The organism is Leptospira bouyouniensis (assembly GCF_004769525.1).
Lineage (GTDB): Bacteria > Spirochaetota > Leptospiria > Leptospirales > Leptospiraceae > Leptospira_A > Leptospira_A bouyouniensis.
In genome coordinates this window covers 385,857-410,172 of record NZ_RQFT01000003.1, presented here as the reverse complement: position 1 = coordinate 410,172, position 24,316 = coordinate 385,857, and the positions used below count along the sequence as shown (strand labels likewise).

The window sequence follows — 24,316 nt, the reverse complement described above, 5'->3', positions numbered from 1 at the left end:
TCAAAAGTAATGGGTGAATTAAAATGAAACATAGAATTTGGATAGGACTCTTTTTTATTTTTTTCTTTCAATGTTCCTTTGGCCAAAAGGTTCAATATGCCGAATTAAAACAATCCTATCCAAATGTGAATTGGGAAAATCGACGTGCGGAAGCAGTAAAGTATCTAACTGATATTCTGAAAATTCCGTCAGTGCGTGGAAACGAAATCCAAGTCACAAAGTACATACAAACAGTCCTTTCCAAAGAAGGCATTTCCTCTCGATTCGTATATGATCCCAAATACCCAAACCGTCCCAACTTAGTCGCAGAACTTCCAGCAACTGTACCCAATCCAGAACCTGGGATCATTCTTGCCAACCATTTGGACACAGTTGAATTTGATGCGAAAGAATGGAAACTGAACCCTCTATCGGGAACCGTTAAGGATGGCCGAATTTGGGGAAGAGGAGCGATTGATATGAAAGGCATGGCTGTCATGGAGCTTGTTGCCTTCTTAGAACTCAAACGATCTGGAATTCCACGCACTCGAAAAATCATGTACCTAGCGTTAGCTGATGAAGAATCAGGATCTGTGTTAGGTGGAAAGTATATGACCACACAACAAAAAAAAATCTTTGAAGGTTACGAATATGCCATCAATGAAGGCGGAGTCGCAACAAGAGATATTGTCATTCCTGGTTCAACAATCTTTAACATCCAATATGCGGAAAAGGGTAATATTTGGTTAAGGGCGAAAATTACTGGTACTAGTGGACATGGTTCATCTCCACCAAACCAATACCCGGCGTTAGCTTTAATGCAGTTTTTTAATGAAGTTAGAGAATTGGAATCTGACATACGAATCACAGAAGAGACAGATGCATTTTTTTATCAATTGGGTACAATTAGTTCCTTTCCAAAATCCTTTTTCTTAAAAAATGCTAGAAATCCGCTAATCAAACCACTTCTTCATCCAACGATTAGGAGTAACCGTCACCTAACGGCAATGACAACAAATACCAAATCAATTACGGGTTTTCGAACAAGCGAAGGAGAAGGTGGAGAGAATGTAATAGCTGGCGAAGCGATGGGAAGATTGGACATCCGCACTTTGCCGGGAGTGGACATTGAAGAATTTGCTAAAAAAGTAAAAACCATTGCATCCAAATACAATGCAGAGATCACTTTCACGGATATCAATCCAACAGATGTATCACCGATCCAAACCAAATTTTTTAGTACTCTTGCCGCTGTTTCTGTAAATAAATTTCCCAATAGCACAGTAACACCGTTTTTGTCTCCAGGAAAAACTGATAATTCATACTTAAGAAAAATTGGGATCAAAGCCTATGGTCTTATCCCGGCGGTATTAAAGGCAGAAGACATTGATGGGATGCATGGCAAAAATGAAAACATGACCATCGATAACTTAGAATTAGGAACAAAAATTCTATTTGAAACGTTAGTGGAAATGAACCAATGACAGATAATTCTGTAGCGAATGCATCATCATTCATTGATTTTCAATTGGTTTGATTTACAATCGTATCGATACTGTTTAGTTTTATCATCCTTTGAAGATACAAACAGGTACAGATTATTTCCACATAAATGTGTCCAAGTGAATTTCGAAAAGGATAGATCCGATAAACTTTTAAATTTTTGATGAAGGTTTAAATTTGAAAGAAAAATTTGAGAATTGGAAATCGACCCGCAACAATATTCGCTGATGATAAAATCTGGTATCAAATCATCATTAATCAATAATAAAGAAATACTTTTGTTTTGATAACTATCTGAAATTTTTTCTTCGTAACCAGATTTTGTATCATTTATGTATAAGTTCCAAGTTGTTCCATTATAAAACCAGACACTGTCAATTTTTGATGACATTCCAGGCTCCAAACCTGTACCAGGATAGGTAACGATTGCATAGTTTCCATATGTTGATTTAATGGTTATATTTTTTTCTGAGAATTTTAAAGAGGAAGATTGATAGACTTTATGGTTGATACTTTTTACTTCTTGGTAAACTTTCGTAATCAATTCATTTGGATTAGTAACGAGTAAGTAACCACCAAAAACCCAACCATCCATTTCTTCATCGCTAACATGTGTCCATTGGCCAATTTTTTGATCAATGGAAATTATCTTGGAATCTATTTCCTTGATTCTCAATTTTTTTGCATAGGGAATGGTTCTAAGAATCTCTGCATTTTGGTCGGGTTGTGCACGTAGATTTAAACCTTTACTTGCGAATACATAAACGTTTCTATCGTCTTTTATGTTTTCTTGAGCTCCCAACGAAATGGAATCAAATAAAACAATCAGAATGATTAAATCGAATATTATCTTATTTAAACTCATCAAAACAAAAATTATTTTTTATGATAACTAATAGAAATGAAAATATCCAATTAACAAAGATTCATTCGATTGATTCATTCTGATTTTACGATGATTATTTTAAACTTTGTAAATACTTCAAAATTCCTTCTTCGCCACGTTCTTCAGCCAATTCAGAGATACTGATACCACCGACAGTTTTCACCTTTGTTTCTGCACCAGCCTTCACTAAAAGTTTGACTAGATCCAAATTGCCACGGTAAACAGCTCGATAAAGAGCAGTCTCACCCATAGTATTACGAAGGTTTACATTTGCCCCTTTTTGGATCAGGAATTTTGTAAGCTCCATTTCTTCTTCATCGACGGCTTTGATGAGTGAGGAATTCCCTAGTGAGTCTTTTGCATTGATGGAGGCACCTTGTGCCAAAAGGATTTTGACCTCTTCTAAATTGCCATTTTCGACCGCTTGGAAGAGACGTAATTCCAAACTTGGAGGAGTTTTAACGACTGTTTCATCCTCAATACATCCAAATCCAATCAAAGAGATCAGAAAAATAATGACAAAAGGGATCAATTTTATGAAAAATCGGCTAGATAAGAAAGTGAACATCTGTTTTAGTCTAATAGTTTAACTATGAAACGTCGATCCATTTTTCTAACAAGTTTTCAGTTCGTTCCCGTTTTGTTCCTTGGGATGGTATTCGTCTCTTGTATTTCCATCATCAGTCCTGGTGAAGTGGGGCTCATGTGGAGACCTTATAGTACTGGTCTCAGCCAAAAACCATTGGAATCTCGAGTCCAAACCTATATGCCATGGAATAGTGTTTATGTCTATTCGGTCCAATGGAGTAGTTTCCAAGAAAAGGTAGAAGTGTTAACAAGAGATGATTTGACGATCACCGTCACTGCTGACATCATCATCCGACCAATCCAAAATGAGATATATGAATTGGAGATGGAAATTGGTAGAGATTATTATGAAAAGGTAGTCAAACCCCAATTTAGAACGGCAATTCGAAATATATTATCAGCATATAATATGGTGTCGATATCGAAAGAAACTCCGAATGTTTCAGCTCAAATTAAAAAGTCACTCGCAGAAAAACTAAAATACAAACACATCGAAATTGATGATGTCATTGTCGATGACGTAGAGTATAGTCCTTCAATTTTAAAAGCAATTGAAAGCAAATTAACCAAACAACAAGAACAAGAACAAATGAAGTTTGAGATTAACATTGCAAAACGAGATGCGGAGATCCAACAAATCGCTGCAGAAGGAAAAGCAAAAGCTGTGTTAATTGAAGCAGAAGCCCAAGCAAAAGCGCAAAGGATGATATCAGAATCATTAACGCCAAAATATATCCAACTCAAAGCAATGGAAAATCCAAATAATAAATTGATTTTCGTTCCCAATGGGAAAGATGGATTGCCGATTATTGTGAATACAGACGGGAAATGATTTAGATCAACTTACAATATAGATTCAAATGGTAATCTATATTGTAATCTAATTTTGGTGATTGTGATCATCTAATGAATTCTTGATAGAATCATCGATTGATTTGAAATTTTAAATGCAGTGGCTAAAATTTGTCACCGCATTTTGAAAAGTAAAAGTTATTGAACTGGTGTTCCTAAATTTTGTAAGGATTGGTTGGTATCGAAAGTCTCAACGATGGATCGATGATTTTGATTCCTTCCAATTGTTTTCAATGGACTTTTTGGATTTGGTGATTTTGAGAAAGTCCTTGAAAACGTTTTTGTGTTGGGTTGGAGGAGTGTAACAATTTGAGAATGACCTCTTTCTTGTGCTAACTGTAAAGCATTCCAACCATCAACAGAAAAATCAACATTCACATTGTGAGATAATAATGCTCTCACGATTTCCGTACGACCAAAATAAGCTGCATACAATAATGCTGACCAACCTTCATAGACTGTATTTGGATCAGCACCTTGGTTCAGTAAAGAAATTCCCTCTGCTTCCTTTCCTTCGTAAATGGCATCAATCAAAGGTTTACTAAGTGTTGGGTTTAGATTCGTTTCAGACGTTTCTGGTTTTTGCGATTCAGTTGATGAGACAACTTGAGGTTTATTTTGAAATGGTGATACCAATACAATTTCCAATTGATCTGAAAATCCAGTTACATCATTGACCCAACCAAATTTTCCATCGCGTAAGATAAAAAACCTTGCTGCTGATCGAAACATCATTCCTTTCCCAAAAGCAAAACTTTGAGGTTTAGAAACAATAGTTCCATCTTTTTGAACTAAACAACCTTCCAATTTCATGTTGGAAATTTTAGGATACCATTTTTCCTTTTCAGGCCCCTCATCTGTCATCCACAAAAGAAACAAGTGATCCTCCCCGTATGGAACAATCCTTGGAATCCTCTCTCTTTGTTTGGTAGTACTTGTGATAAATATTGGTTTGGAAAGATTTTCTTTATTCTTTATGATAAAACCAATATCGTATGAGGATCGATTCAAATTGGTATCAAATGTGATCCATGTGGTGGAGTCTTTAGCATATAAATCTCCAGTTGAAAGTGGAACATATTGATATGTTTCGTTTGCTCCAGCTTTCGGAACAACGATTGGTAGTTCTCGCTTTCGATTTGGATAGGTATCAATCACCAATCCCCTTGGGTAGGCATCACCCACTGTCACCATCACCAATTGTTTTCCATCATTTAAAAATCTTGGCCGAAAACTATGACTCACATTCCAAGTAAAACCTTCAGGTGTTTTCCCATCCGATTTCATCATCCGTTTTCCAGTTTCATCAAATAAAGCCAAATATTCACTTTGATGTGTGACACCATCATCCCATTTACGGTATGTCGATAAGTACGTCGCATAATAATTGTCAGCTGTCTTGGTTAATGAAAGTGAACCAAATGTTGTATCAATTCCTTGGTCACCAACATTGATGTATTCTTTTGTTCCTACAATTTTTGTACTAAAATTTAATTTTCCATTTATGTTATATTGGTTAATGAAGGCAGTATGAAAATTTTTTGTTTCATAGTTTCCCCTTTTTTTTAGTTCAAAAGCAGATAACAATACAGTGAGACCATTCGAATCAGCATGGATATCTTCCATTCGAAGATTTTTTAGACTTAATAATTCTTTTTTGAATTTAAAATTTGAATCTAAACTAATAATTCGACCATTAGATTCCCCATCATTATAAGCGAGAAAATACTCTCCTGATTCAATAAAAACTAATTTAGGTGCGGGTGTACCATCAGACATTGGATAGGTATATGATAAAGTTGTACTTTCTAAGTTTGTATGGCTCGAAGGAATTTTTACCAAGATCCGCTCTGTGTTCTCAGCGATTTGATTGATATCTAAATTGATATTTGAGTCAGCATGTACAATGGAAGATTTTGATATTAACAAACATGTAAAAAAGAATAAAATTTTGTTTCGGATCTTAAACTTCGTAAGGAGACAAATTTGGTGTATCGATTTTTCCATTGGGAAATGGTTCATGATTTTTGTTAAAAAAACAAGAAATAATTGAGGATTAGTTCATTATAAAGTCTCTTTAGGGTGAAATATTTCCCATATTTACCCAACTGAAGTTATCAAATTCAAATTCTCTGGAATGCTTCGTAACCTAACCAAATAACATATTACAAGTATTGATTTTATCTTATTAAATATTTTGATAAATTTTTTTGATTGGATATTTTTAATTTTATAAATTCTATCCGATTCTTGAAATCAAATCCTTGATACATAAAAAAATTGATGATTACGAACAGATTATAACAAGTTTACATTTTCATTTCATTTACATAATTTATTTATAAAATTTTAATCGCCTACTTACCACCTAGCAGCCGATTGTGTACGATTAGTCAATAATACTTAGAATATTTATTTTCAATTAATGTTAGTTACATATTAAACATTACGAAAATGGCAATTACCAATTCTGGTTTAAGTATTTTGGCGTTTCAATTAAGAGGTGAAACAAATGTCAATTAAGTTAGTCGAAAATAAAATTCTAAGTAGATTTTCATTGGGAATTCTACTATTTACAATGTCGTTCTTACTGTTTTGTTTAGGAACCAAAACGAGTCAGTCCGATGAGAAATCTAACCTTTCCATTTTAGGATTGTTAATCGGTTCCCAAGAACAAAATTCATCGATGTTAGTCTCTGAAGGAACAACTGTGAGTTTATTGATTAAATCGGATGAAGGTGGAACTCTTCAACTCGGAAAGGAATTAAGTTTTGTAATTCCCCCAAACTCTTTAGAAAAAGATACTGAAATTACAATAGAAAAAACAGGAAAGGCTGATGAAAATAGTCAATTTAAGTTCTATGGTCAAGGGTATAAATTTTCTCCGGCCGGAACTCAATTTGCTATGGATAAACCAGCTTCTTTAGTCGTTAATTACGATTCTTCGAAAATATCTGAACAAAATTTAAATCTAAGATCTCAGCAAATGTTCTATTATGACGAAGTAAGCAATTCTTATGTTGCCGTACCAACATCTATCGATTATGCAAATGGTAGACTTGTAGCACAAGTTGAACATTTCACTAGTTATGCGCTTTTCGCTGTACCTTCTGCGGCTGGTAATAATTCTCCTTTAATTACACTCCAAAGTCCAGTTCCGACTCAAATTCACGCAGATGCGCCAATTTATATTAGAGCCGATGTAAGAGATATTGATTTAGATGGATCAATTATAGCAGTGAAACTATCTTATAAAAAGTCTACTTCTGCGACCTATACAAATGAAGTTGCAATGCAACCAGAAAACAATACTTCAACATCACCCTCGAGTAGGTATGTTTATTTAATTCCTTCAACATTCTACACCAATGCTGATAGACTTGCGGGAACGACTTTGGATATAAAAATTGAAGCTTGGGACAATAAGTCTCTCAAATCAAACTCTCCTATTGTGACAAGTTATACTGTGAATCGTAATTGTTTGCCGAACACACTTCGAACAAATTTAACCGGTATACAGAATATCAATGTAGGATTTCAAAGAAACATAATCCTATCATGCAGAAACGAAGGAACCAATTCTTATCTGACAGGACAGTATATTGTTCCAGAAGTTACAACTGTGATTAATAACGTTGGAAAGTTTGAAAAACCTGGAAGTTCTGGTACTTTATTTACAGCCACTAAAAGTGACTATGTTAGCTCAGGAAAGGTAGAATTAAAGTTGTTATCCACTGTTTCCAATTCTGTTACACAGGAATTTACAATTCTACCTGGTAACGTACAATCTCTTTCTTTATATGAAACCGATTCCTTTGGAAACAAAATAGCCTTACTTTCAAAAACAAATGAACCACAAACCATTTCCATGAAAGAAGGAAATGTAAAATATTTTGCTCTCGAAGGACTAGATGGTTATGGAAATATCGTAACTTATTTTCCTTGGTTAAATGCAGATTGGAATGTTCCTACCAACGGAGATCTTGGCACCTTAGATCGGGATACACCAACAAGTCTTGTTGTCAAACTTTACACACTCGATGCAAAAGTTGGTTTTTCCAATCTTGTTGCCAGTATTGCAGAAGGAGCGATTCAATTAACTCAAACCATTCAGATCTTTGCAAGGCAGCTAATTGATGTTCGAGCTAATTTTAATGATGCGACTTATGCAGGGGCAACCAATTTTATCGCATCAAATGGTAATATAATATCCAATGGAGATACTGCCTATGCAGTGGTTAATCAATTTCAAAGTAGTACCAGTGCATTTAATAATAAAGAACAAATTAGTGCTTATAAAATTAATAAATCTTCTGGTTTGTCAATATTACCGCCAGTTGTATCATTTACTGGTCAATGGCAGTTACGATCTGTTCCGTATCTTTCTATGGCTATGGCAGGTTCTATTCCATTTGTTTTATATAGTACGGCGCCAACCTACAGTGGAGACTGGGAATTTAGCAATGGCGATATCAAACTTTATGTTAAAAAATATGATTCGATTTCAAATACATGGTTATCAGTTGGATCGATCATCAATTCTGAATTAAATGGATTAAATTTTAATTATTCAATTGCAACGAATGGAACAGATCCATGGGTAGCATACACAGCAAATGGTACGGGAATGCCTGGTATAGATTATTCTATAATCGTAAAAAGATTTGATGGCACAAATTGGGTTCAAGTTGGTTCGAGTTTAACAAATAATCCATCTTTAAATCTTAACATACAATTTGACGGATTAGTTCCTTATGTTGCATTCTCGGAGATAGATGCTTCTGGGATCACTAAACTGTATGTAAAACGTTGGAATGGATCTAATTGGATACAAATTGGAGGTGAATTGAACTTAAATCCAACGACTTATGCATATCTCCATGATTTCAGAATTTTCAATGGTTTCCTATTTCTTTCCTTTAATTCAGATGGAAAATTAAATATGAAGACCTTTGATGGAACAAATTGGATTTCTTTCGGTTCTACTAATCTTAACTTTTTTCCAACTTCTAATGTAATTAGATCAACAATTGAAATGAATCCAATGGGTACGATTTACTTAGGTTGGTCAGAGTTTCCTTCTGGATCAAATACAGCAATTCAATACTTAGGTCATTTTGTGGGTTCAAACTTGAGAATAGACTATTCAAATTCTTTTGCGAATAGTGCTGATTTTGATTTTTCATTTATTGGATCAAATCCGTATACCATTCTATCAAACGGTCAAAGGAGTTGGATTCGAAAGTACGAATAAGACTTGATATTAAAAAATTATAAGATTAATTTTCTAAATCAAAATGTAAGTTTTTTAGATCAAATAAATACAGAAGGTGAATTGTAAAAATTTGCCTTCTTATCTGATTTAATTTTTATTCATAATTATATTTCTTTATAAATTGAATAATGAAAACGTAAATATAAAACCAAAATAGTGTAATTTCATTATTTAATTTCAATAAATTACCTAAATAAATAGAGAAAGAATTAATTTCTCGATAAAAGCAAGAGCGATGATTTCCATGTTTGTCATTTAGTCCTTCCTCTAGTTTAAAATATATAGTTCGGATAAAACTCAAAGATATTGTATTGCTAGGGAAAGTTAGATTTAAATCACCCTAATCCCATTAGAAAGAGATTAGGGCTTGTTTCGATCTAGAAAAATTTATAAGTGGCAGCAACAGTAAAAGTTACACCCATTCTGTAGGAATAAAAAAGTAAATCTTCACCAGTGACTTCACTTCTTTGGTAAACTTTAAAACGTGTGTCCATGATGTTTTTAGCAGCTGCTTTGAAATCAAGTCTGTCGTCATGTTTATAACTATAAACTACGTCAGTGATACCTACGCCTCGTTCAATGGCATCAGGAGTTCCATTTGCTCCAACGGCATAAATCCTATCTCCAAAGAAGTTATAATAAACACCTAAAGTTTGATTTTTCTTTGAAGTAAGAAAATAATCAAATTTTAAGTTGTATACATATTCAGATTGTCCTTGGAGTGGTCTGGAAATATTCGTTGGATCGAAAGACGCAATTCTATTTATTTTATCAATAACACCTGCTTTAATTAAAGCATTGTCTTCCCAAGACAGAACTTGGACTTGTGATTTAATAAAGAATAAGTTTGTTTCTACACGGAATCGATCAAAAAATTCTTTTCGATAATCGAGCTCCACCCCTTTGATCGTAGCTTCCTTGGCATTTGTATAAGAGAAATTAAAGGAAATTCCTCCAGATTGTGGTAAACCTACCATCTCAATTGGATTGGATAAGTTTTTATAAAAAGCACCAATTCCAAAAAAGTCCGAATTCGTGATATAGTATTCATATCTTACATCATAGTTATGTATATAAGTTCTTTTTAAGTTTGGGTTACCGAAAATCCTATCCGCTCCAAAATAAGGAGTGAATCCGAATGGTGATAATTCTCTTAAATCAGGACGCGTGACAGATTGAGTAAGACCAAATCTAAGATTCATGTCTTTGTTCATCTCCCAAACCATATTTGCAGACGGCAGCTTATCTTGGTTTCGTAATGTACCGATACCATTATTATCTACATCGCAAATATTCGATCTAACTAAAGCCACCCTTACATCTTCGTTATTTACAGTACATCCATAATCAACGTTTCTTAAAGAACTAGTATCTCTAGTTCTAAAAGTTTTCACCTTTTGAAAGGAATCTTCAAATCGAACACCACCAATAAATCTTAGCTTTGGGATTAGAGGCATATCAACTTGTGCGAATTGCGCATGCAATTTTTGTTCTGCATCATATGCGTTAGGTTCAATTTGTCGCTCTGAAAAAGTTTTATTAGCTACTCCAGTTGATCTTTGAATGTATTCAGTTGGATTGTATACAACCTCGCCAGGTACAGGGTAATAATCGACTGGAAATTGAGTACCAACATTTGATTTATTTCCAAATTCTCTAAAGGTGAAACTTTTGAAACGATCTAGTGCCATTCCACCGAATTTCAATTCAGACTTTAATCCATTCCACTGTTCGAACGGAATTGAGTATTTAACATTCGCTTGTCTTACTGTATCAGCAGTTGAGGAAAAGAATCTTGTTCCATCAGGGTTATTACCTAATCGAAAATATCCATCAGTTAATGTAGATGGATTTGGTCTTCGCCAAACTTGTTGGATTAAATTAGGCTCTTCTCGGTTGGCTAATGAGTAAGCAACATTCCATTCCAGTTTATGAGGACGATTCATACTTCCGAATTGCAAAGCATGATCTCCACCTAATACTGTATTCAATAATCCTCTTGAAGTAACGATTCCAGTTTGAGAAATAAAATCAAAGTTATCAATAAAATTCTGACCAAAAGCATCCCGCACAGTCGTATCAGAAGCTACCGTATATAGATTCTTTAAATATATCTGCTGACCTTTTGTAAGTTCGTAAGATAAGTTTAGGTTTGCAGCAAAGTTTGTATCTTTGTTATATACTTTCGTATCTTGTTTTTGGATTGGAATTAAATATGTTGTATCAGGTGTAATGATACCACCTGCATAATTTGGAATGTATCTTGCAGACTTTTCATCACGTATTCTATATTCCTCACTTCTAACAACACCAAGTAATACACCTAATCGTTGTCCAGACTCTGTAAGTTTGAATGTATTTCCCACTGTAAAATTGATGTTTTTATCATAACCACCTTTACCTGAATCGGGTGTCCATTGTTGATTGAACGTTAAGGTACTTAAGTTAACAAAATTTGGAGGCAGTCCCCCAAATCTGTTACCTGGTTCAAGCGGCAAAAACCCAGGCAAAGAATTTACTATCCCAGGCATTTGATATGAAGAATTCGGTCTTCCTAAAATATCTACAGCATCAAATGATTTGAATTCATATCCTGTTGAATTCATGTTTCTTCCAATACCCAAACCGACATTCAATAGAAATTTGTCAGGATACTCTTGCGTTTCTACTTTTACTAGACCACCAGAAAACTCCGCTGGATCTTCAGGAACAAATGTTTTAATTACTCGAATATTTTTGATAATGGATGCAGGAAAAATATCTAAAGGAACAACACGTTTATCAGGTTCAGTTGTCGGAATCAAAACTTCGTTTAATAAAGTATTGGAATATCTTTCGCCTAAACCCCTCACAAAAACATATTTTCCTCCGATAAGAGTGATTCCTGTCACACGACGAACCACATCACCTGCGTTCGAATCAGGACTTTTTTTAATGGCTTCTTGAGAAATACCATCTGAAACTGAAGCAGATTTTCTTTGGAGAGCTAATAATGCAGATTCGGTATTATTCGAAGCTCTGTCTTTTACTTCGACTGTCTCTAATGTTTGAGCTCCGAAAGTTACATTGATAGCTTGATTTTTACCTGCTACTATGTTTACAGTTCTTTTCTGCGGACCATAACCATACATTTGGAATTCTACATCATAAGAACCAGGAGCAAGAGATAAGGAATATTTCCCATCAAAGTCAGTTTTTGCAAACTTCTTTTCAGAGCGAACTACAATGGTGGCTCCAAAGACAGCTTCTCCATTTTCAGAATCGATGATAACACCGCTGATTGACCCATTTGCTTGTGCAAAAAGCGAAATTGGAGTTAAGATAGCAACCAGCAATAGGATTTTCAGATTTTTCATACGTTTAGATCTCTAAGGGTAGATTTTCGAATCTACCCTCTAGGTAAACGATAAGTGATTTTGGATCGTTACAGTGAGTTTAATTTTATGTTACAAAATTGTAATAATTCAGGGGGATAAAATTGCAACTTTGTAACGATTTCCTAATTGTATAACACTCCTTATCTCAGTAATCTCTACTCTACCTTTCGGTGTGGTAACTATTACCATTCCAATTTTATGGAATTTTGATTTACCATAATCTTGTACAGACTTAACTAAAATCTTAAGCGATTTTAGATCGACTTCCTTATATTGTTTCTCTTTCAATTTAGTTAAGGCTAAAACTTCAAATGACCGAATCATTTTATTGTAATCATCAATTGGTGTGACATCTAAAGATGTTCCGTAACCAAGAATATTCGGATAAAGAATATAATCTTTTTCCTTTTGGTTCACCAAAGATTTTAATTCTACAGAATCAACTTGATTTGAATTTCGAACCTCAATAAGAAATTGTTTCACTGCTTCGTTCACAGAAGCATAACCTTGCAGAGGAAAGTTTGACGAGCTTCTTTCCATTAGGATTTTTTTTGACTCTTCTAATTTTAAATTTTGAATTTCATTAGAAGAATTTTTTTCAATATTTTCCTTCTTACAATTGACCCATAGACAAATAATAATAAAAAATATGACTTTTTTCTGTTTCATTGTTTTAAAATAAAAAAGGCTCCGGAAATTCCGAAGCCTTTTTTGCAATTTCTTAAATTTTGTTTATTTGCTTCTAAAGACAGCCCATCCATCCCACCATTTACCTTCAGCTACTGATCCGCCACCAAGGGAACCATCACCAAATGTAGTTGTGAAATCTGGCTTCGTTGCACCAGTTCCGCATGTTTCGATGTTTCCTAATGTAACGATTGGAAGGGAAGTGATTTCAGTATTGTTAGTCACATTGGTGCAAGATCCGTTAATGTTAGCACCTTTTCCACTTTGACCTTTTACATTGGTCCAAGTTGTAGGGTTTGTATCAACATCGCATTGAAAGTTGTTTGTAACGTAACCATATACTAAACCTTTCGAAAAGTTACCAGTGTGTCTTTCTCTGATACGCATACCAACGCCACCAGTGTAGGATTGACCAATTGTAGTGAAGTTTGTCACAGTAGGGTTTGAAGGTCCTGCAATGGCAGCACCACCTTCTGTTCCATCCATTTCAAATCCATGCGGGTCAGTAGATTTTGTTCCTCCGCAAGACTCAGGGTATTTTACGCTGATAATGTGATTGAGTGTTCCTGTAAACCCTTCATCCACATCAAAATCATCATCCATACCACCAGATACCAGTAAGTGTGAACCATTTACGTTTCCACCCCACCATTCAAATCCATCATCTAACGGTCTATGAATTTGCACATAATCGTAATTACTGTCTTGTGTTACTGTATAACTTGAAATTCCATTCAATTCGTTACCAGGTGCCACCTCGTTGCCAACAAATTCTACGACAACGTATTTAAAATTTGCTATTCCATTTTGGGTTCCTGGGTAAGGTCTAGGATTTGTTCCTTCCGAGTTGTTTGGAGCTGTATGAGCATGCACACTACTATTACCAATAATTACAATACCACCCCAATCTCCTGGTGCGCGTGATCCTACCGTTGCAGCAGAAGTAAAACAGATAGGGTTACTTGCCGTTCCAATAGCAGATATCGATCCACCTTCGTATACAAATAAAGATGATCCTCTTTCTCCATAAATTACAGATTTTGGTAATACGGTGATCGATCCACCATTTGTTACAGATACTGTTCCTCTTAATAATGCAGAACCGCTGACAGTAACTGCTGTTGAAATCGTGCCCTCTAAAATTTGAGTTGGGTTAGGAACACCAACTCCATCACAAAGGTCAGATCCTGCAATACCTTGGTTAGAAAACAAAAGAGCTGCTAACAGAGCGGTATCGTCTTTCTTTTTTCCTGGGCAATTGATCATTGTGAATCCCATCATCGCGATGAAAAGAACCACCATGCTTTTTTTGAATGAATTTTTCATTTTAATCCTCTTTCGAAAAAATTCGAATTTGTTTTGCTAGCGGGTCTTCCCGGAAGGGGTTCGTTAAAATTCTCCCTCTAGCTATGGAAACTATGTTCTTAATTTGTTACAAGGGTATGACAAGCTGGTGAAGGTTTGGTAAAGGATTCGTGAAAGTATGATTATGGATTTAAGCGGCTGAGAATCTTAACGAGATTACTTTTGATCCTACGGACTTGGTCTGGAGTCAGCTGTAACTCTCCATTTTCTGCTTTTTCGATGACACGTTCAGCTTTGGTCACAAAGGTGATCGCTTCTTCATCGATAGCTTCTTTGTGCGCCTGTTTTTCACGGTAGGCATCCAAAGCTTTTTGCACATCCAAAAGTTCCTTGGAAATCCCTCCAATTGTTATATTGAGTTCAACGATGTTTTCATCCATGTAGGAAATCCTTGGAAATAAATCGACTTAGTATAATTAACCTTTTATGCAACACCTATTGATATAATACATCTATGAATTTCTTTTTTGCTTCTAAATGTTCTTTAAAGGTAGAAGAAAAATAATGAGAACCATCTGGTTTCAAAAGGAAAAACAATTTATCCGATTTCATTGGCCTAAACGAAGCTTCTAACGCTGGTAATCCGGGATTTGAAATAGGACCTGGAGGCCAACCGCCATTGATATATGTATTGTAAGGTGATACAATTTTTAAATCTGATTCAAAGAGTCTTTTTTTTGGTTTATCAAACAAATATTGGATAGTAGCACAAGATTCTAAATTGATATTTTTTTCGATTCTAGTGAGGAATACTCCCGCCATCATAGGTCGTTCCTCTTTCCGAACAGCTTCCCTTTCTACGATAGATGCTAGGACAACTCGAAAATGAAGATCAGCTGGTTTTATTCCTTTTGCTTCCGGAATGGTTTCTAGTTTTTTATAAAATCGTTTGATCATCATTTCTGTGATTCGTTCAAGCGGGTAGTTCAATGGAACAGAATACGTTTCGGGAAATAAGTAACCTTCTAACGTCTTTGCTGGAATATTGTATTTTGTAAGTAATGCAAGACTTTGAGTTACTTTTAGAAATTCTTCTCTAGATGGAGAAAGTTTTTTTGTGACCAAAAGATCACCAATTTGACGATTATTATACCCTTCTGGAACTGTGAATGTTACGAGTTTGACTTTTCCAGAGATGATAACATCAAGAATTTTTCGTGAACTCATTCCATCATTGATGTCATAAACTCCTTGTTTGATTTTGTTACCAGCTCTTGTAAATTTAATTAAATAATTAAAATATACACTGGATTTGATCATTCCAGCGGCAGCTAACTCACGTACCACACTGGATGAAGGTTCACCAGAATCAATGATGAGTTCGTATTTGTTTTGTCCATCACCAACGGCTCCACCTTTGATTTCATCTACGACAAAAAAACTGATGAGCGCCAAAACTAAGAGTAATGCAGCACCTAATCCTGAAAGTATCAGGTATTTTTTAACTTTTGAGTTCATTCCTTCCCCATCCTTCTGCAACTATCGACAATTACCAAATCTTTTTTAGGACCTGAGCACTGGTTCCATCTCCAAATGGATTGAAAAAGTATCAAAGACACGTTTTTGAATCGATTCTGCCATTGCTAGCAATGCCGTAGTTGTCCCATCTATATTGATTAGACCTAAACAATGGTTGGTAGAGATTCCGACTCCACCTGGATAAATGTCCCCTTTTTTAATGCCTGAGTGTTCGATAAGCCAAGCGGCCGAAAGTTTTTTCAAACCAGAAGGAGCATCGTAGATAGGCGGGTCCAAATAACCCATTTTTTTTGTTTGGTTTAAAAACCTTTCCACATCCTCTAGCGAAACGATTGGGTTTGTAAAAAAAGATCCCGCCGAACGTGTATTTGGGTCTTTGTCATCAACAACCATTGATTTTTTCTTACGTAATTTGATGATCATTTCGCGAAGGGATTCTAAATAAAAATAACGATCTTCCAATTTTTTATCATTTTCTTTTTTTTCGGAGAGGAACAATTCCCATTGTTTTTTGACTTCAGGATACACGATGCAAGCTTCCAAATTTTTAGAGAGTTTAAATGTCACTGAAGTTATAATATAATTTTGAAAATTTCCAGATTTAAAATTACTATTACGGTAAGCGAATTGACACTCGTCATTGGAAAACGTTCGCTGATTGCCGTTTTCATCAATGCATTGAACACTAACGATAGAATCTTTCACTTCTTGGCCATAGGCTCCGATGTTTTGGATTGGTGAAGCCCCAACTGACCCAGGAATTCCAGACAAACACTCTATTCCACTTAATCCTTGTTTGACGACAAATTCCACAAAATGATCCCAAACAACACCTGCACCTACTTCGTACAAAACAGTCGATTCATTTGCATCCAAACATCTGATACCTGGAATTTGGATTAATAAAATTACACCATCAAATCCATTGTCTCGAAAGATTGTATTTGAACCTCCTCCCAAGATGGCATACGTGAGTTTTTGTTCCTTACAAAAAACCAATGCTCCTTTTAGGTCTTCTGTTGTTTTGATTGATATAAAATATTTTGCATTTCCACCTAATTGAAATGTTGTCAGCGGAGCCAAGGGGACATTATTTTGGACCAACATAGTTCCAATAAAAAGTTTCCGCAAAAATAGTAAGTAAGAAAATCTGTCTTATGAGTCGATCCAAACTGAAAGTTTACGAATATTCTGGCTGTAGCACATGCAGAAATGCGCTCAAATATTTAAATTCCAAAAAAATTCAATTTGAACAATTACCAATTCGCGAAACTCCCCCTTCCGTGTCCGAATTAAAAAAAGCAAAACAATACTTAGGTGATATCAAAAAACTCTTTAATACGTCAGGAAAGGATTACCGAGAAGGAAATTGGAAAGAAAAATTATCGAAATTGAACGAGGATCAAATTTATAAAGAGTTAGCAGCAAACGGGAATTTGGTTAAGAGACCTTTTGTGGTGGGCGATGGTTGGTATTTGGTGGGGTTTAAGGAAGCTGAGTGGGGTGAGAAGATTTAAGGGTCGGGAAAGTGCGAATACAATATCCCCGCCCTGATTAGGGTGGGGAACTGGACCCGCCACCCAATACGTCCTCTGTATCACAAACCACATTCAAAAGCACTTCCATTCGGAAAATTTCTGTTTTTATTTTTAAAAAGTTCATATTTGTTCTCGAATCACATCAACTTCTACTTTCAATTTATGTTTTCCACCACCAAACAAAATTCCCTTCAATGGTGATACGTCCGAGTAATCTCTGCCAATCGCAGTGATGATATATTCTTCTGAAATTAATTTTCCATTTGTAGGATCAAAATCTAACCAACCCAACGTCGGACAATACACAGAAACCCAAGCGTGTGTGGCATCGCTACCTTGGAGTTTGGGTGTCCCTGGAGGAGGAAATGTTTCCAAATATCCGCTCACATATCGGCAAGGTATTTTTAACGAACGTAAGGCGGCAATCATCAAATGTGAAAAATCTTGGCATACACCCTTTCTTTCACTTAACACCTGTTCTAAAGGAGTATTTATATTTGTTGCTTTTGGATCATATTGAAAATTTTCAAAAATATACTTTGTCAACTCCATCGCACCAATAAAAACAGGTTTGTTATTGGTAAATATGAAATGTGCAAAATCAAAATACATTTGTTTTGATGGAATATATGGAGATGGTTGAATGAATTCGATAGCTTGTAAATCAGTATCCAATGTTGATTCATGGATAATATTATTAATTAACTCCCATGAAGTTGACTTCGATAAATCGAAGTCAAAGCTTTGATGGGTTCTAACTGTTGATTCTACTACGACCTCTAAAAATCGGTGTGGATCCTCAACAGAAAATAAAAATACCTGATTTCCAAAGTAATCTCTACGAAAAGAAGATACAACAGGTTTTGGATTCACTGTTACATGAGTACGATAACAATCTTGATGAATCGTAGTTAATGGATACATATGTGCCATATTATGACAGTACGCTACAAAATCATCATAACTATATTTGGTTTTATGAATCACTTTAAAATCAGCCATTTGAATCACCAATTCTAGTTTGTTCTTCTGTATAATTGAAATAACGAGAAGACAATGCATCAGATAATAATCTCAAATAGTCATGTAACTCTTCTAACCAAATCGCAACCGAAGTCAACGGAGTTTCAGATTGAAAAAAGATTGTTATATCTTTCATTTTAAAATGAGTATATAACTGAAGGGCGGCTCTATCTTCGGAATAAACAGATTTCTTATCTTTTCCAGGTAAAAATTGTAAATCTGCGTTGATTTGTTCTAATTGATATGCCAATGATCTTGGATTCGTTATATCAAAAAGTAAGATGTCTAATACGGATTCTTGATCAATTTTTCCAGAATAACGGCGATTATATGTTAATCGAATATCACTAATTCTTAAGAAAGTTTCAAAAGATGATTTATCTTCAAAACTTTTCCATTGGATCATTCCTTGCAACATCAAGATCATATTTATCGATCTTTCAATTCTTCTTCCTAAATTAAGGAAATACCATCCAGATTCCCTACTCATGTTTTCAAATGATAAACCAGTAAGTGATGATAAGTTTACAATTATCTTTTGAAGAAAATCTATGATCTGATCATATGATTCGATGCCGGATGTGGATTGATCTTCTAAATGAAGAAGGATTTTTTTCATATCATCTGAAAGTCGGTCTCGAACTGACTTGGATGCAACTACCAAACTTTTTAAGTGGAATCCCAAACTTCCTACAATATTTTTATCGATCGTCAATCGTTGTAATTCAGGAAATGGATTTGCAAAAAGATCGCCTGAATCATCACCCAAAAATCCTGGATTACTATTTGTTACATGAGTAACAAGTTTCAATATGTTTTCTAAAGATTCCTTTTCATATCCATCTTCTACTTGTAAAATTTTGTACACTGCTTCACGTATAACACGTGTCTGGTTTTCAGACCTTTCCAAATATCTCGCTAGCCAAAAAAGATTATCAGCCACCCTACTTGGCACACCTGAACTTTTACGCGAAATCAATATTTGATCTGATTTTGGAACAAGTAAAGATTCTTCTTTCTGTGTTTCAGTAGACAATACCCATAAATCTTTACTCCACGCACCACGTTGGCTCGTAATAAAAAATTCATCGAGTGAAGGTGAAACTCTAACTAAACCACCAGCCATCGTTTGGTAACCCGATCCAGAAGAAGACACAAACGTTCTCATAATTGCTCTGCCTGGACGAAAACCATTGTCACCTAATACGGGTACAGTGGCTGATTCTATCATTTCCTGAGCGATGAATCGTTTAGGTGCATGTTTCAGTTTTTCTAGAAATAAATCCTTTCTTTGACCACTTAATTCTACAAAAGTAACAGGAGTTTCTTCGTCTGTTCGAGAAACGGTTTTAAAAACATACTTTTCTGGATTTTCTAATACCATTTGAAATTGCTGATTGTTTCCTAACCAATGTGTAGGAGCCATAGGTAAAATTAATTCTTCACCTAAATAGAACTTACATAATTCTGAATAAAAAGGTAATAACGCACGATTTTCTAAAAATCCAGTCCCAATTGGATTTGCAATTTTTACATTACCTGACCTAACAGATTCCAAAAGACCAGGAACTCCCAATAAAGAATCTCCTCTTAATTCGAGAGGATCCATAAAATCATCATCAACTCTGCGTAAAATTAAATCTACTTGTTGTAAACCTTCGACAGTTTTCATGTAAACTTTATTTTTTCTAACTGTTAAGTCTTCACCTTGCACTAAAGTATATCCCAAATATCCTGCAAGGTATGCATGTTCAAAGTAGGTTTCATTGGAGGGACCAGGAGTTAATAAAACAATTAATGGTTCTCTTCCACTAACACCTGATAATTGAGTAAGTGACTTTCGTAACGATCGAAAATAAACAGCAACTCGATGCACCATTGCATCTCTATACATACTTGGAAAAATTCTAGATAAAACAATTCTATTTTCTAGTGAATAACCTGATCCAGATGGAGCTTGTACTCGATCGTTGAGTACGTAAAAATTTCCGTCTGCAGCGCGAATCAAATCACAAACAAAAAACATTAATGCAGGGTTCTTTGCTAAAAAATGGTTCGATTCATACATCCCGTCACAAGCGCGCAAAAACGAAGATTCATTGAATAAAATTTCCGGAGGAATTTTTTTCTCATATAACAATCTTCTTTTCGAATAAACATCACGTATCAGTGCGTCTAAAAGATCGGCTCTTTGATTCAAACCTCTCTCTAAAATCCTCCATTCTTCACTTTCCATCACAAGAGGAAAAAGATCTAATTCCCAAGGTCTCTCTTTTGCTTCTCTTTGCTCCGATTGGTAAAGATTGTAAGTAACTCCATTTTCCCTAAGTATTCTATCTGTATCTCGCCTACGATTGATTAATTCTGCAGGTCCAAGTTCTTGGAATGATTTTACTAAAAACTTATATTTGTTACGGATTTGACCGTCTGCATCATATAACTCATCATAAACACCAGGAATGGTTTTATAATTGTCAATCAAATGATATGGATCTTTTGTCATCATTTACTTAGAAGTAACCATTCTCAAATCCAAGGTACAAGGAAAGGCTTTATTTTCTAATCGGATGGGAGGTAAACTTTTTCCAATTTTGTGTCCATGTGTCCAAAATCGAGAGATCCTTCTTGACTCTGCTTCATATGAATTAATTGGAATGGTTTCATAAGATAGCCCTCCTGGATGCGAAACATGGTACGTACATCCCCCAAGCGAACGATGGTTCCAAGTATCATATACATCAAAAACCAAAGATTGTTGTGCTGGAAGTTGAGGGTGTAAAGTAAATACAGGTGACCATGCCTTAAAACGGACACCGGCTACAAATTCATTTTGAACGGAAGTTGCTTGTAAAGGTACTTCATAACCATTACAACTCAGTTTATATCGCTCAGGATGAAATCCTTTAATTTTTACTTGCACGCGTTCTGTAGCTGAATCCACACCTCTTGACGTTCCTTGAGAAGTATTTTCTTCACCTAACACATTCCAAGGTTCCAATGCCATTCTCAGTTCAATTTCCATTCCATCCAAATAACAAATCCCATATTGAGGAAAACGAAACTCAAAAAATGGATCAAAATCTTTTGATAGGAAAGAAAATCCTTGGTTCTGTAAATCAATGATCACTTCTTTAAAATCACGATATACAAAATAAGGTAACATATATCGATCATGAAGTTCCGTATTCCAATTGATAGGATTTCCATAATATGGTTCTTCCCAAAATTTACAAATAATTGCCATCATCAATGCTTGTTGTACAACACTCATTTGGTAATGAGGAGGCATTTCAAAGGCACGCATTTCGATCAATCCAAGTCGACCAGTTGGTGAACCTGGATCAAATAATTTATCAATGGAAATCTCAGTTCGATGTGTGTTTCCCGTAACATCAATTAAAATATTTCGTAACAACCTATCCAATAACCAAGGTGGAGTATTCCGACTGGAATCAATTTGTTGGAAAGCTATTTTTAATTCATGAAGAGAATCAATTCTAGCTTCATCGATCCTTGGCGATTGCGATGTGGGACCAATAAACATACCAGAGAATAAATATGAAAGACCTGGATGGTTTTGCCAATAGGAAACTAAACTTCGAAGTAATGATGGTTTTCTTAAGAAAGGACTATCACCAACTGTTTCACCACCTAACGTAATGTGATTCCCACCACCAGTTCCTGAATGTCTTCCATCGATCAAAAATTTTTCAGCAGTCAGCTTTAATTGATATGCTTCTTCGTAGAGAATTTTAGTTTTTTCTACAATTTCTTCAAAATGACTAGAGGGATGAAAATTAACTTCAATAACACCTGGATCCGGTGTTATTTTAAATCGATTTAATCTTGGATCGTTTGGTGCTTCATAACCTTCAATTACAATTGGTAAATCAGTCTCTATCGCTGTTTGTTCAATGGCATATACCAAATGCAACCAACCTTCTAAGGATTGGATCGGCGGCAAAAATACCCTTAAATTTCCATTCCTTGGTTCTACACAGAGTGCTGTGCGAGTATGAATCCCTCCCAATTGATAACTAACATTTGCCATTGACAATGGATATTGGCTTAACTCTTTCACTTTAGGAAGAGGAGCTTTTGAATTAAATGGATCCTCTGGATTTCTGTATTGTACTTTTCCACCTAACGATTGCAATGGTAACCGTAATCCAATGGGTGAATCACCAGGTATCAAATACATTTTTTTCCGACGAAATTTCCATTCATCTGATATCCAAACTTTCTGGAATGGATCAAAATCTAAAGGAAGAACATATCCTACTTCTTTATGTATTCCTTGGTCTAAAACTTTTAAAATCCGTTTTCTTTCCAAAGCATCATATGAATTTAATCCATCTAATAATAATTCTGTTTCTTCTGGTAAATTCGATTCTTGCCATAGATAATAAAGATTATCTTCATAAGCGGGAAGAACTGAAGTGGATGGTATTTTTAAATATTTTACCAAACTGGAAATAAAATTTCTCGCATCATTAGTGTTTGCTGATCCTGTATATCTATCATCTGCAAGCAAATGAGGGTTTGACCATAATGGTTCATTGTCTTTACGCCAATAAGAAATCATTGCCCATCTTGGAATTGGCTCACCAGGGTACCATTTTCCTTGTCCGTATTGCAATAATCCTCCAGGTGCAAAGTGTTTCCCCAATCGTTTGATGAGTTGTTCAGATTTTGAGTATTTTTCAAACCCAAGTGCATCAAAATTCCATTCAGGTGCTTCTCTGTTTTCCGTAGAAACAAATGTTGGTTCACCACCAATTGTTAATCGAATATCATTTTTTTTAATCCGTTTATGGATCGCATCACCTAACTTTATTATACGATTCCAGTCTTCTTCTAAATACGGTAGAGTGACCCTTGGCGTTTCCAAGACTCTTTCCACATGCATGGAAAAGGAAAATTCCATTTTAGCTTTTTCAGCAAATCCATAGATGGGACCTGCAGATTCTGGTTCAGGTGTAGCTGCTAGTGGAATATGGCCTTCACCAGTGAATAATCCTGAAGTAGGATCGAGACCTACCCAACCAGCACCAGGCAAATAAACTTCGGCCCAAGCATGTAAATCAGTAAAATCAACTTCTGTTCCAGAAGGGCCTTCGAGAGATTTTACATCCGCCTTTAATTGGATAAGATAACCTGAAACAAAACGTGCTGCAAGTCCAAGATGTCGAAGGATTTGAACAAGAAGGTATGCAGAGTCTCGACATGATCCCATTCTTTTCGAAAGAGTGACTTCTGTGGACTGAACACCAGGTTCCATTCGAATCACATAACCGATGTCACTGTATACCTTTGCATTTAGTGCGACAAGGAATTCAACAATTCGTTTTTTATCTAGATTGATAGTTTTTAAATAAGAAGATAAAAATTTGCCAGGTTTTTTTGGTTTTAAGTAGGGAGTGAGTTCTTTCTTTAATATTTTATCATATTGGAAAGGGAAATTCTCCGCATATTCTTCGACAAAAAAATCAAAGGGATTGATTACTTTTAAGTCTGTAACCAAATCAACTGCTACTTGTAATATATTTGTTTTCTCGGGGAAAACTAATCGAGCAAGGTAATTACCAAATGGATCTTGTTGCCAATTCAGAAATTTTTGTTCAGGAAGAATGTTTAAAGAATAAGATACAATATGATTTTTAGTATGAGGTGCAGGTCGTAAACGAATTACATGAGGAGAAAGTGAAATTGATTTATCATATTGATACGTTGTGATATGTGTTAGCGCTACTCTTATGCTCAT

16 protein-coding genes are annotated in these 24,316 nt (G+C 35.2%); 4 read left to right on the top strand and 12 right to left on the bottom strand.

Annotation, left to right across the window (positions count from 1 at the left end; all coding sequences use genetic code 11):
* Positions 1–23 precede the first annotated feature (23 nt).
* Positions 24–1,463 (top strand): M20/M25/M40 family metallo-hydrolase, encoded by a 1,440-nt coding sequence (locus EHQ43_RS03535; protein WP_135753521.1) that lies wholly within the window; start codon positions 24–26, stop codon positions 1,461–1,463.
* A gap of 26 nt (positions 1,464–1,489) precedes the next feature.
* On the opposite strand, the gene EHQ43_RS03530 is transcribed toward EHQ43_RS03535, so the two are convergent.
* Both EHQ43_RS03530 and EHQ43_RS03525 read right to left on the bottom strand, forming a co-directional pair.
* Positions 1,490–2,347 carry an SH3 domain-containing protein gene (locus EHQ43_RS03530; protein WP_135770152.1) on the bottom strand — a complete coding sequence of 286 codons (858 nt, stop codon included), beginning with the start codon at positions 2,345–2,347 and terminating at the stop codon, positions 1,490–1,492.
* Between the two features lie 94 nt (positions 2,348–2,441).
* On the bottom strand, positions 2,442–2,936 hold the full coding sequence (locus EHQ43_RS03525) for an ankyrin repeat domain-containing protein (protein ID WP_208730882.1): 495 nt from the start codon (positions 2,934–2,936) through the stop codon (positions 2,442–2,444).
* Positions 2,937–2,960: 24 nt separating this feature from the next.
* Between EHQ43_RS03525 and EHQ43_RS03520 the strand changes: the two genes are divergently transcribed.
* Complete coding sequence (locus tag EHQ43_RS03520) at positions 2,961–3,788, top strand: prohibitin family protein (protein WP_208730879.1); 828 nt, start codon at positions 2,961–2,963, stop codon at positions 3,786–3,788.
* Between the two features lie 158 nt (positions 3,789–3,946).
* Here the strand turns inward: EHQ43_RS03520 and EHQ43_RS03515 are convergent, their stop codons facing one another.
* Entirely contained in the window at positions 3,947–5,830 is a 1,884-nt protein-coding gene (locus EHQ43_RS03515; protein WP_135770151.1) for an ankyrin repeat domain-containing protein, read from the bottom strand.
* 556 nt (positions 5,831–6,386) lie between these two features.
* On the opposite strand from EHQ43_RS03515, the gene EHQ43_RS03510 reads away from it, so the two are divergent.
* Positions 6,387–9,062 (top strand): hypothetical protein, encoded by a 2,676-nt coding sequence (locus EHQ43_RS03510; protein WP_167481747.1) that lies wholly within the window; start codon positions 6,387–6,389, stop codon positions 9,060–9,062.
* 398 nt (positions 9,063–9,460) lie between these two features.
* Here EHQ43_RS03510 and EHQ43_RS03505 read toward each other — a convergent pair whose 3' ends face one another.
* The 6 genes from EHQ43_RS03505 to EHQ43_RS03480 all read right to left on the bottom strand — a co-directional run bounded on the left by EHQ43_RS03505 (position 9,461) and on the right by EHQ43_RS03480 (position 17,098).
* The gene (locus EHQ43_RS03505; protein WP_135770149.1) at positions 9,461–12,439 is read right to left on the bottom strand and encodes a TonB-dependent receptor; all 2,979 of its coding nucleotides are present in this window, start codon (positions 12,437–12,439) and stop codon (positions 9,461–9,463) included.
* A gap of 108 nt (positions 12,440–12,547) precedes the next feature.
* The gene (locus EHQ43_RS03500) at positions 12,548–13,000 is read right to left on the bottom strand and encodes a hypothetical protein (protein ID WP_244242625.1); all 453 of its coding nucleotides are present in this window, start codon (positions 12,998–13,000) and stop codon (positions 12,548–12,550) included.
* A gap of 192 nt (positions 13,001–13,192) precedes the next feature.
* On the bottom strand, positions 13,193–14,473 hold the full coding sequence (locus tag EHQ43_RS03495; protein WP_135770147.1) for a hypothetical protein: 1,281 nt from the start codon (positions 14,471–14,473) through the stop codon (positions 13,193–13,195).
* 161 nt (positions 14,474–14,634) lie between these two features.
* Complete coding sequence (locus tag EHQ43_RS03490; protein ID WP_135770146.1) at positions 14,635–14,892, bottom strand: hypothetical protein; 258 nt, start codon at positions 14,890–14,892, stop codon at positions 14,635–14,637.
* Between the two features lie 55 nt (positions 14,893–14,947).
* Positions 14,948–15,970: an endolytic transglycosylase MltG gene (gene mltG / locus EHQ43_RS03485; protein WP_135753968.1), complete on the bottom strand. Its 1,023-nt coding sequence runs from the start codon at positions 15,968–15,970 to the stop codon at positions 14,948–14,950.
* A 45-nt stretch (positions 15,971–16,015) separates the two neighbouring features.
* Positions 16,016–17,098, bottom strand: coding sequence for a UDP-N-acetylmuramate dehydrogenase (locus EHQ43_RS03480; RefSeq protein WP_135770145.1), 1,083 nt, complete (start codon positions 17,096–17,098; stop codon positions 16,016–16,018).
* 50 nt (positions 17,099–17,148) lie between these two features.
* Here EHQ43_RS03480 and EHQ43_RS03475 point away from each other — a divergent pair, with 50 nt between their 5' ends.
* Positions 17,149–17,508 (top strand): Spx/MgsR family RNA polymerase-binding regulatory protein, encoded by a 360-nt coding sequence (locus EHQ43_RS03475; protein ID WP_135753966.1) that lies wholly within the window; start codon positions 17,149–17,151, stop codon positions 17,506–17,508.
* A gap of 141 nt (positions 17,509–17,649) precedes the next feature.
* Here EHQ43_RS03475 and EHQ43_RS03470 read toward each other — a convergent pair whose 3' ends face one another.
* Genes EHQ43_RS03470 through EHQ43_RS03460 form a run of 3 tightly spaced genes read right to left on the bottom strand, consistent with a single transcriptional unit; the run spans position 17,650 to position 24,316 of the window.
* On the bottom strand, positions 17,650–18,531 hold the full coding sequence (locus EHQ43_RS03470; RefSeq protein ID WP_135740118.1) for a transglutaminase family protein: 882 nt from the start codon (positions 18,529–18,531) through the stop codon (positions 17,650–17,652).
* Positions 18,524–21,058: a circularly permuted type 2 ATP-grasp protein gene (locus tag EHQ43_RS03465; protein WP_135753965.1), complete on the bottom strand. Its 2,535-nt coding sequence runs from the start codon at positions 21,056–21,058 to the stop codon at positions 18,524–18,526. The genes EHQ43_RS03470 and EHQ43_RS03465 overlap by 8 nt, the downstream gene beginning before the upstream one ends.
* The gene (locus EHQ43_RS03460; protein ID WP_135770144.1) at positions 21,059–24,316 is read right to left on the bottom strand and encodes a transglutaminase family protein; all 3,258 of its coding nucleotides are present in this window, start codon (positions 24,314–24,316) and stop codon (positions 21,059–21,061) included.

Bases quoted from the DNA above. Each gene is read 5' to 3' on its own strand.
- EHQ43_RS03535 (WP_135753521.1), top strand. From the start codon at position 24: ATGAAACATAGAATTTGGATAGGACTCTTTTTTATTTTTTTCTTTCAA.
- EHQ43_RS03495 (WP_135770147.1), bottom strand. From the start codon at position 14,473: ATGAAAAATTCATTCAAAAAAAGCATGGTGGTTCTTTTCATCGCGATG.
- EHQ43_RS03470 (WP_135740118.1), bottom strand. From the start codon at position 18,531: ATGGCTGATTTTAAAGTGATTCATAAAACCAAATATAGTTATGATGAT.
- EHQ43_RS03475 (WP_135753966.1), top strand. From the start codon at position 17,149: ATGAGTCGATCCAAACTGAAAGTTTACGAATATTCTGGCTGTAGCACA.
- EHQ43_RS03465 (WP_135753965.1), bottom strand. From the start codon at position 21,058: ATGATGACAAAAGATCCATATCATTTGATTGACAATTATAAAACCATT.
- EHQ43_RS03525 (WP_208730882.1), bottom strand. From the start codon at position 2,936: ATGTTCACTTTCTTATCTAGCCGATTTTTCATAAAATTGATCCCTTTT.
- EHQ43_RS03505 (WP_135770149.1), bottom strand. From the start codon at position 12,439: ATGAAAAATCTGAAAATCCTATTGCTGGTTGCTATCTTAACTCCAATT.
- EHQ43_RS03460 (WP_135770144.1), bottom strand. From the start codon at position 24,316: ATGAGCATAAGAGTAGCGCTAACACATATCACAACGTATCAATATGAT.
- EHQ43_RS03500 (WP_244242625.1), bottom strand. From the start codon at position 13,000: ATGGAAAGAAGCTCGTCAAACTTTCCTCTGCAAGGTTATGCTTCTGTG.
- EHQ43_RS03480 (WP_135770145.1), bottom strand. From the start codon at position 17,098: ATGTTGGTCCAAAATAATGTCCCCTTGGCTCCGCTGACAACATTTCAA.
- EHQ43_RS03490 (WP_135770146.1), bottom strand. From the start codon at position 14,892: ATGGATGAAAACATCGTTGAACTCAATATAACAATTGGAGGGATTTCC.
- EHQ43_RS03510 (WP_167481747.1), top strand. From the start codon at position 6,387: ATGTCGTTCTTACTGTTTTGTTTAGGAACCAAAACGAGTCAGTCCGAT.
- EHQ43_RS03530 (WP_135770152.1), bottom strand. From the start codon at position 2,347: ATGAGTTTAAATAAGATAATATTCGATTTAATCATTCTGATTGTTTTA.
- EHQ43_RS03515 (WP_135770151.1), bottom strand. From the start codon at position 5,830: ATGAACCATTTCCCAATGGAAAAATCGATACACCAAATTTGTCTCCTT.
- mltG (WP_135753968.1), bottom strand. From the start codon at position 15,970: ATGAACTCAAAAGTTAAAAAATACCTGATACTTTCAGGATTAGGTGCT.
- EHQ43_RS03520 (WP_208730879.1), top strand. From the start codon at position 2,961: ATGAAACGTCGATCCATTTTTCTAACAAGTTTTCAGTTCGTTCCCGTT.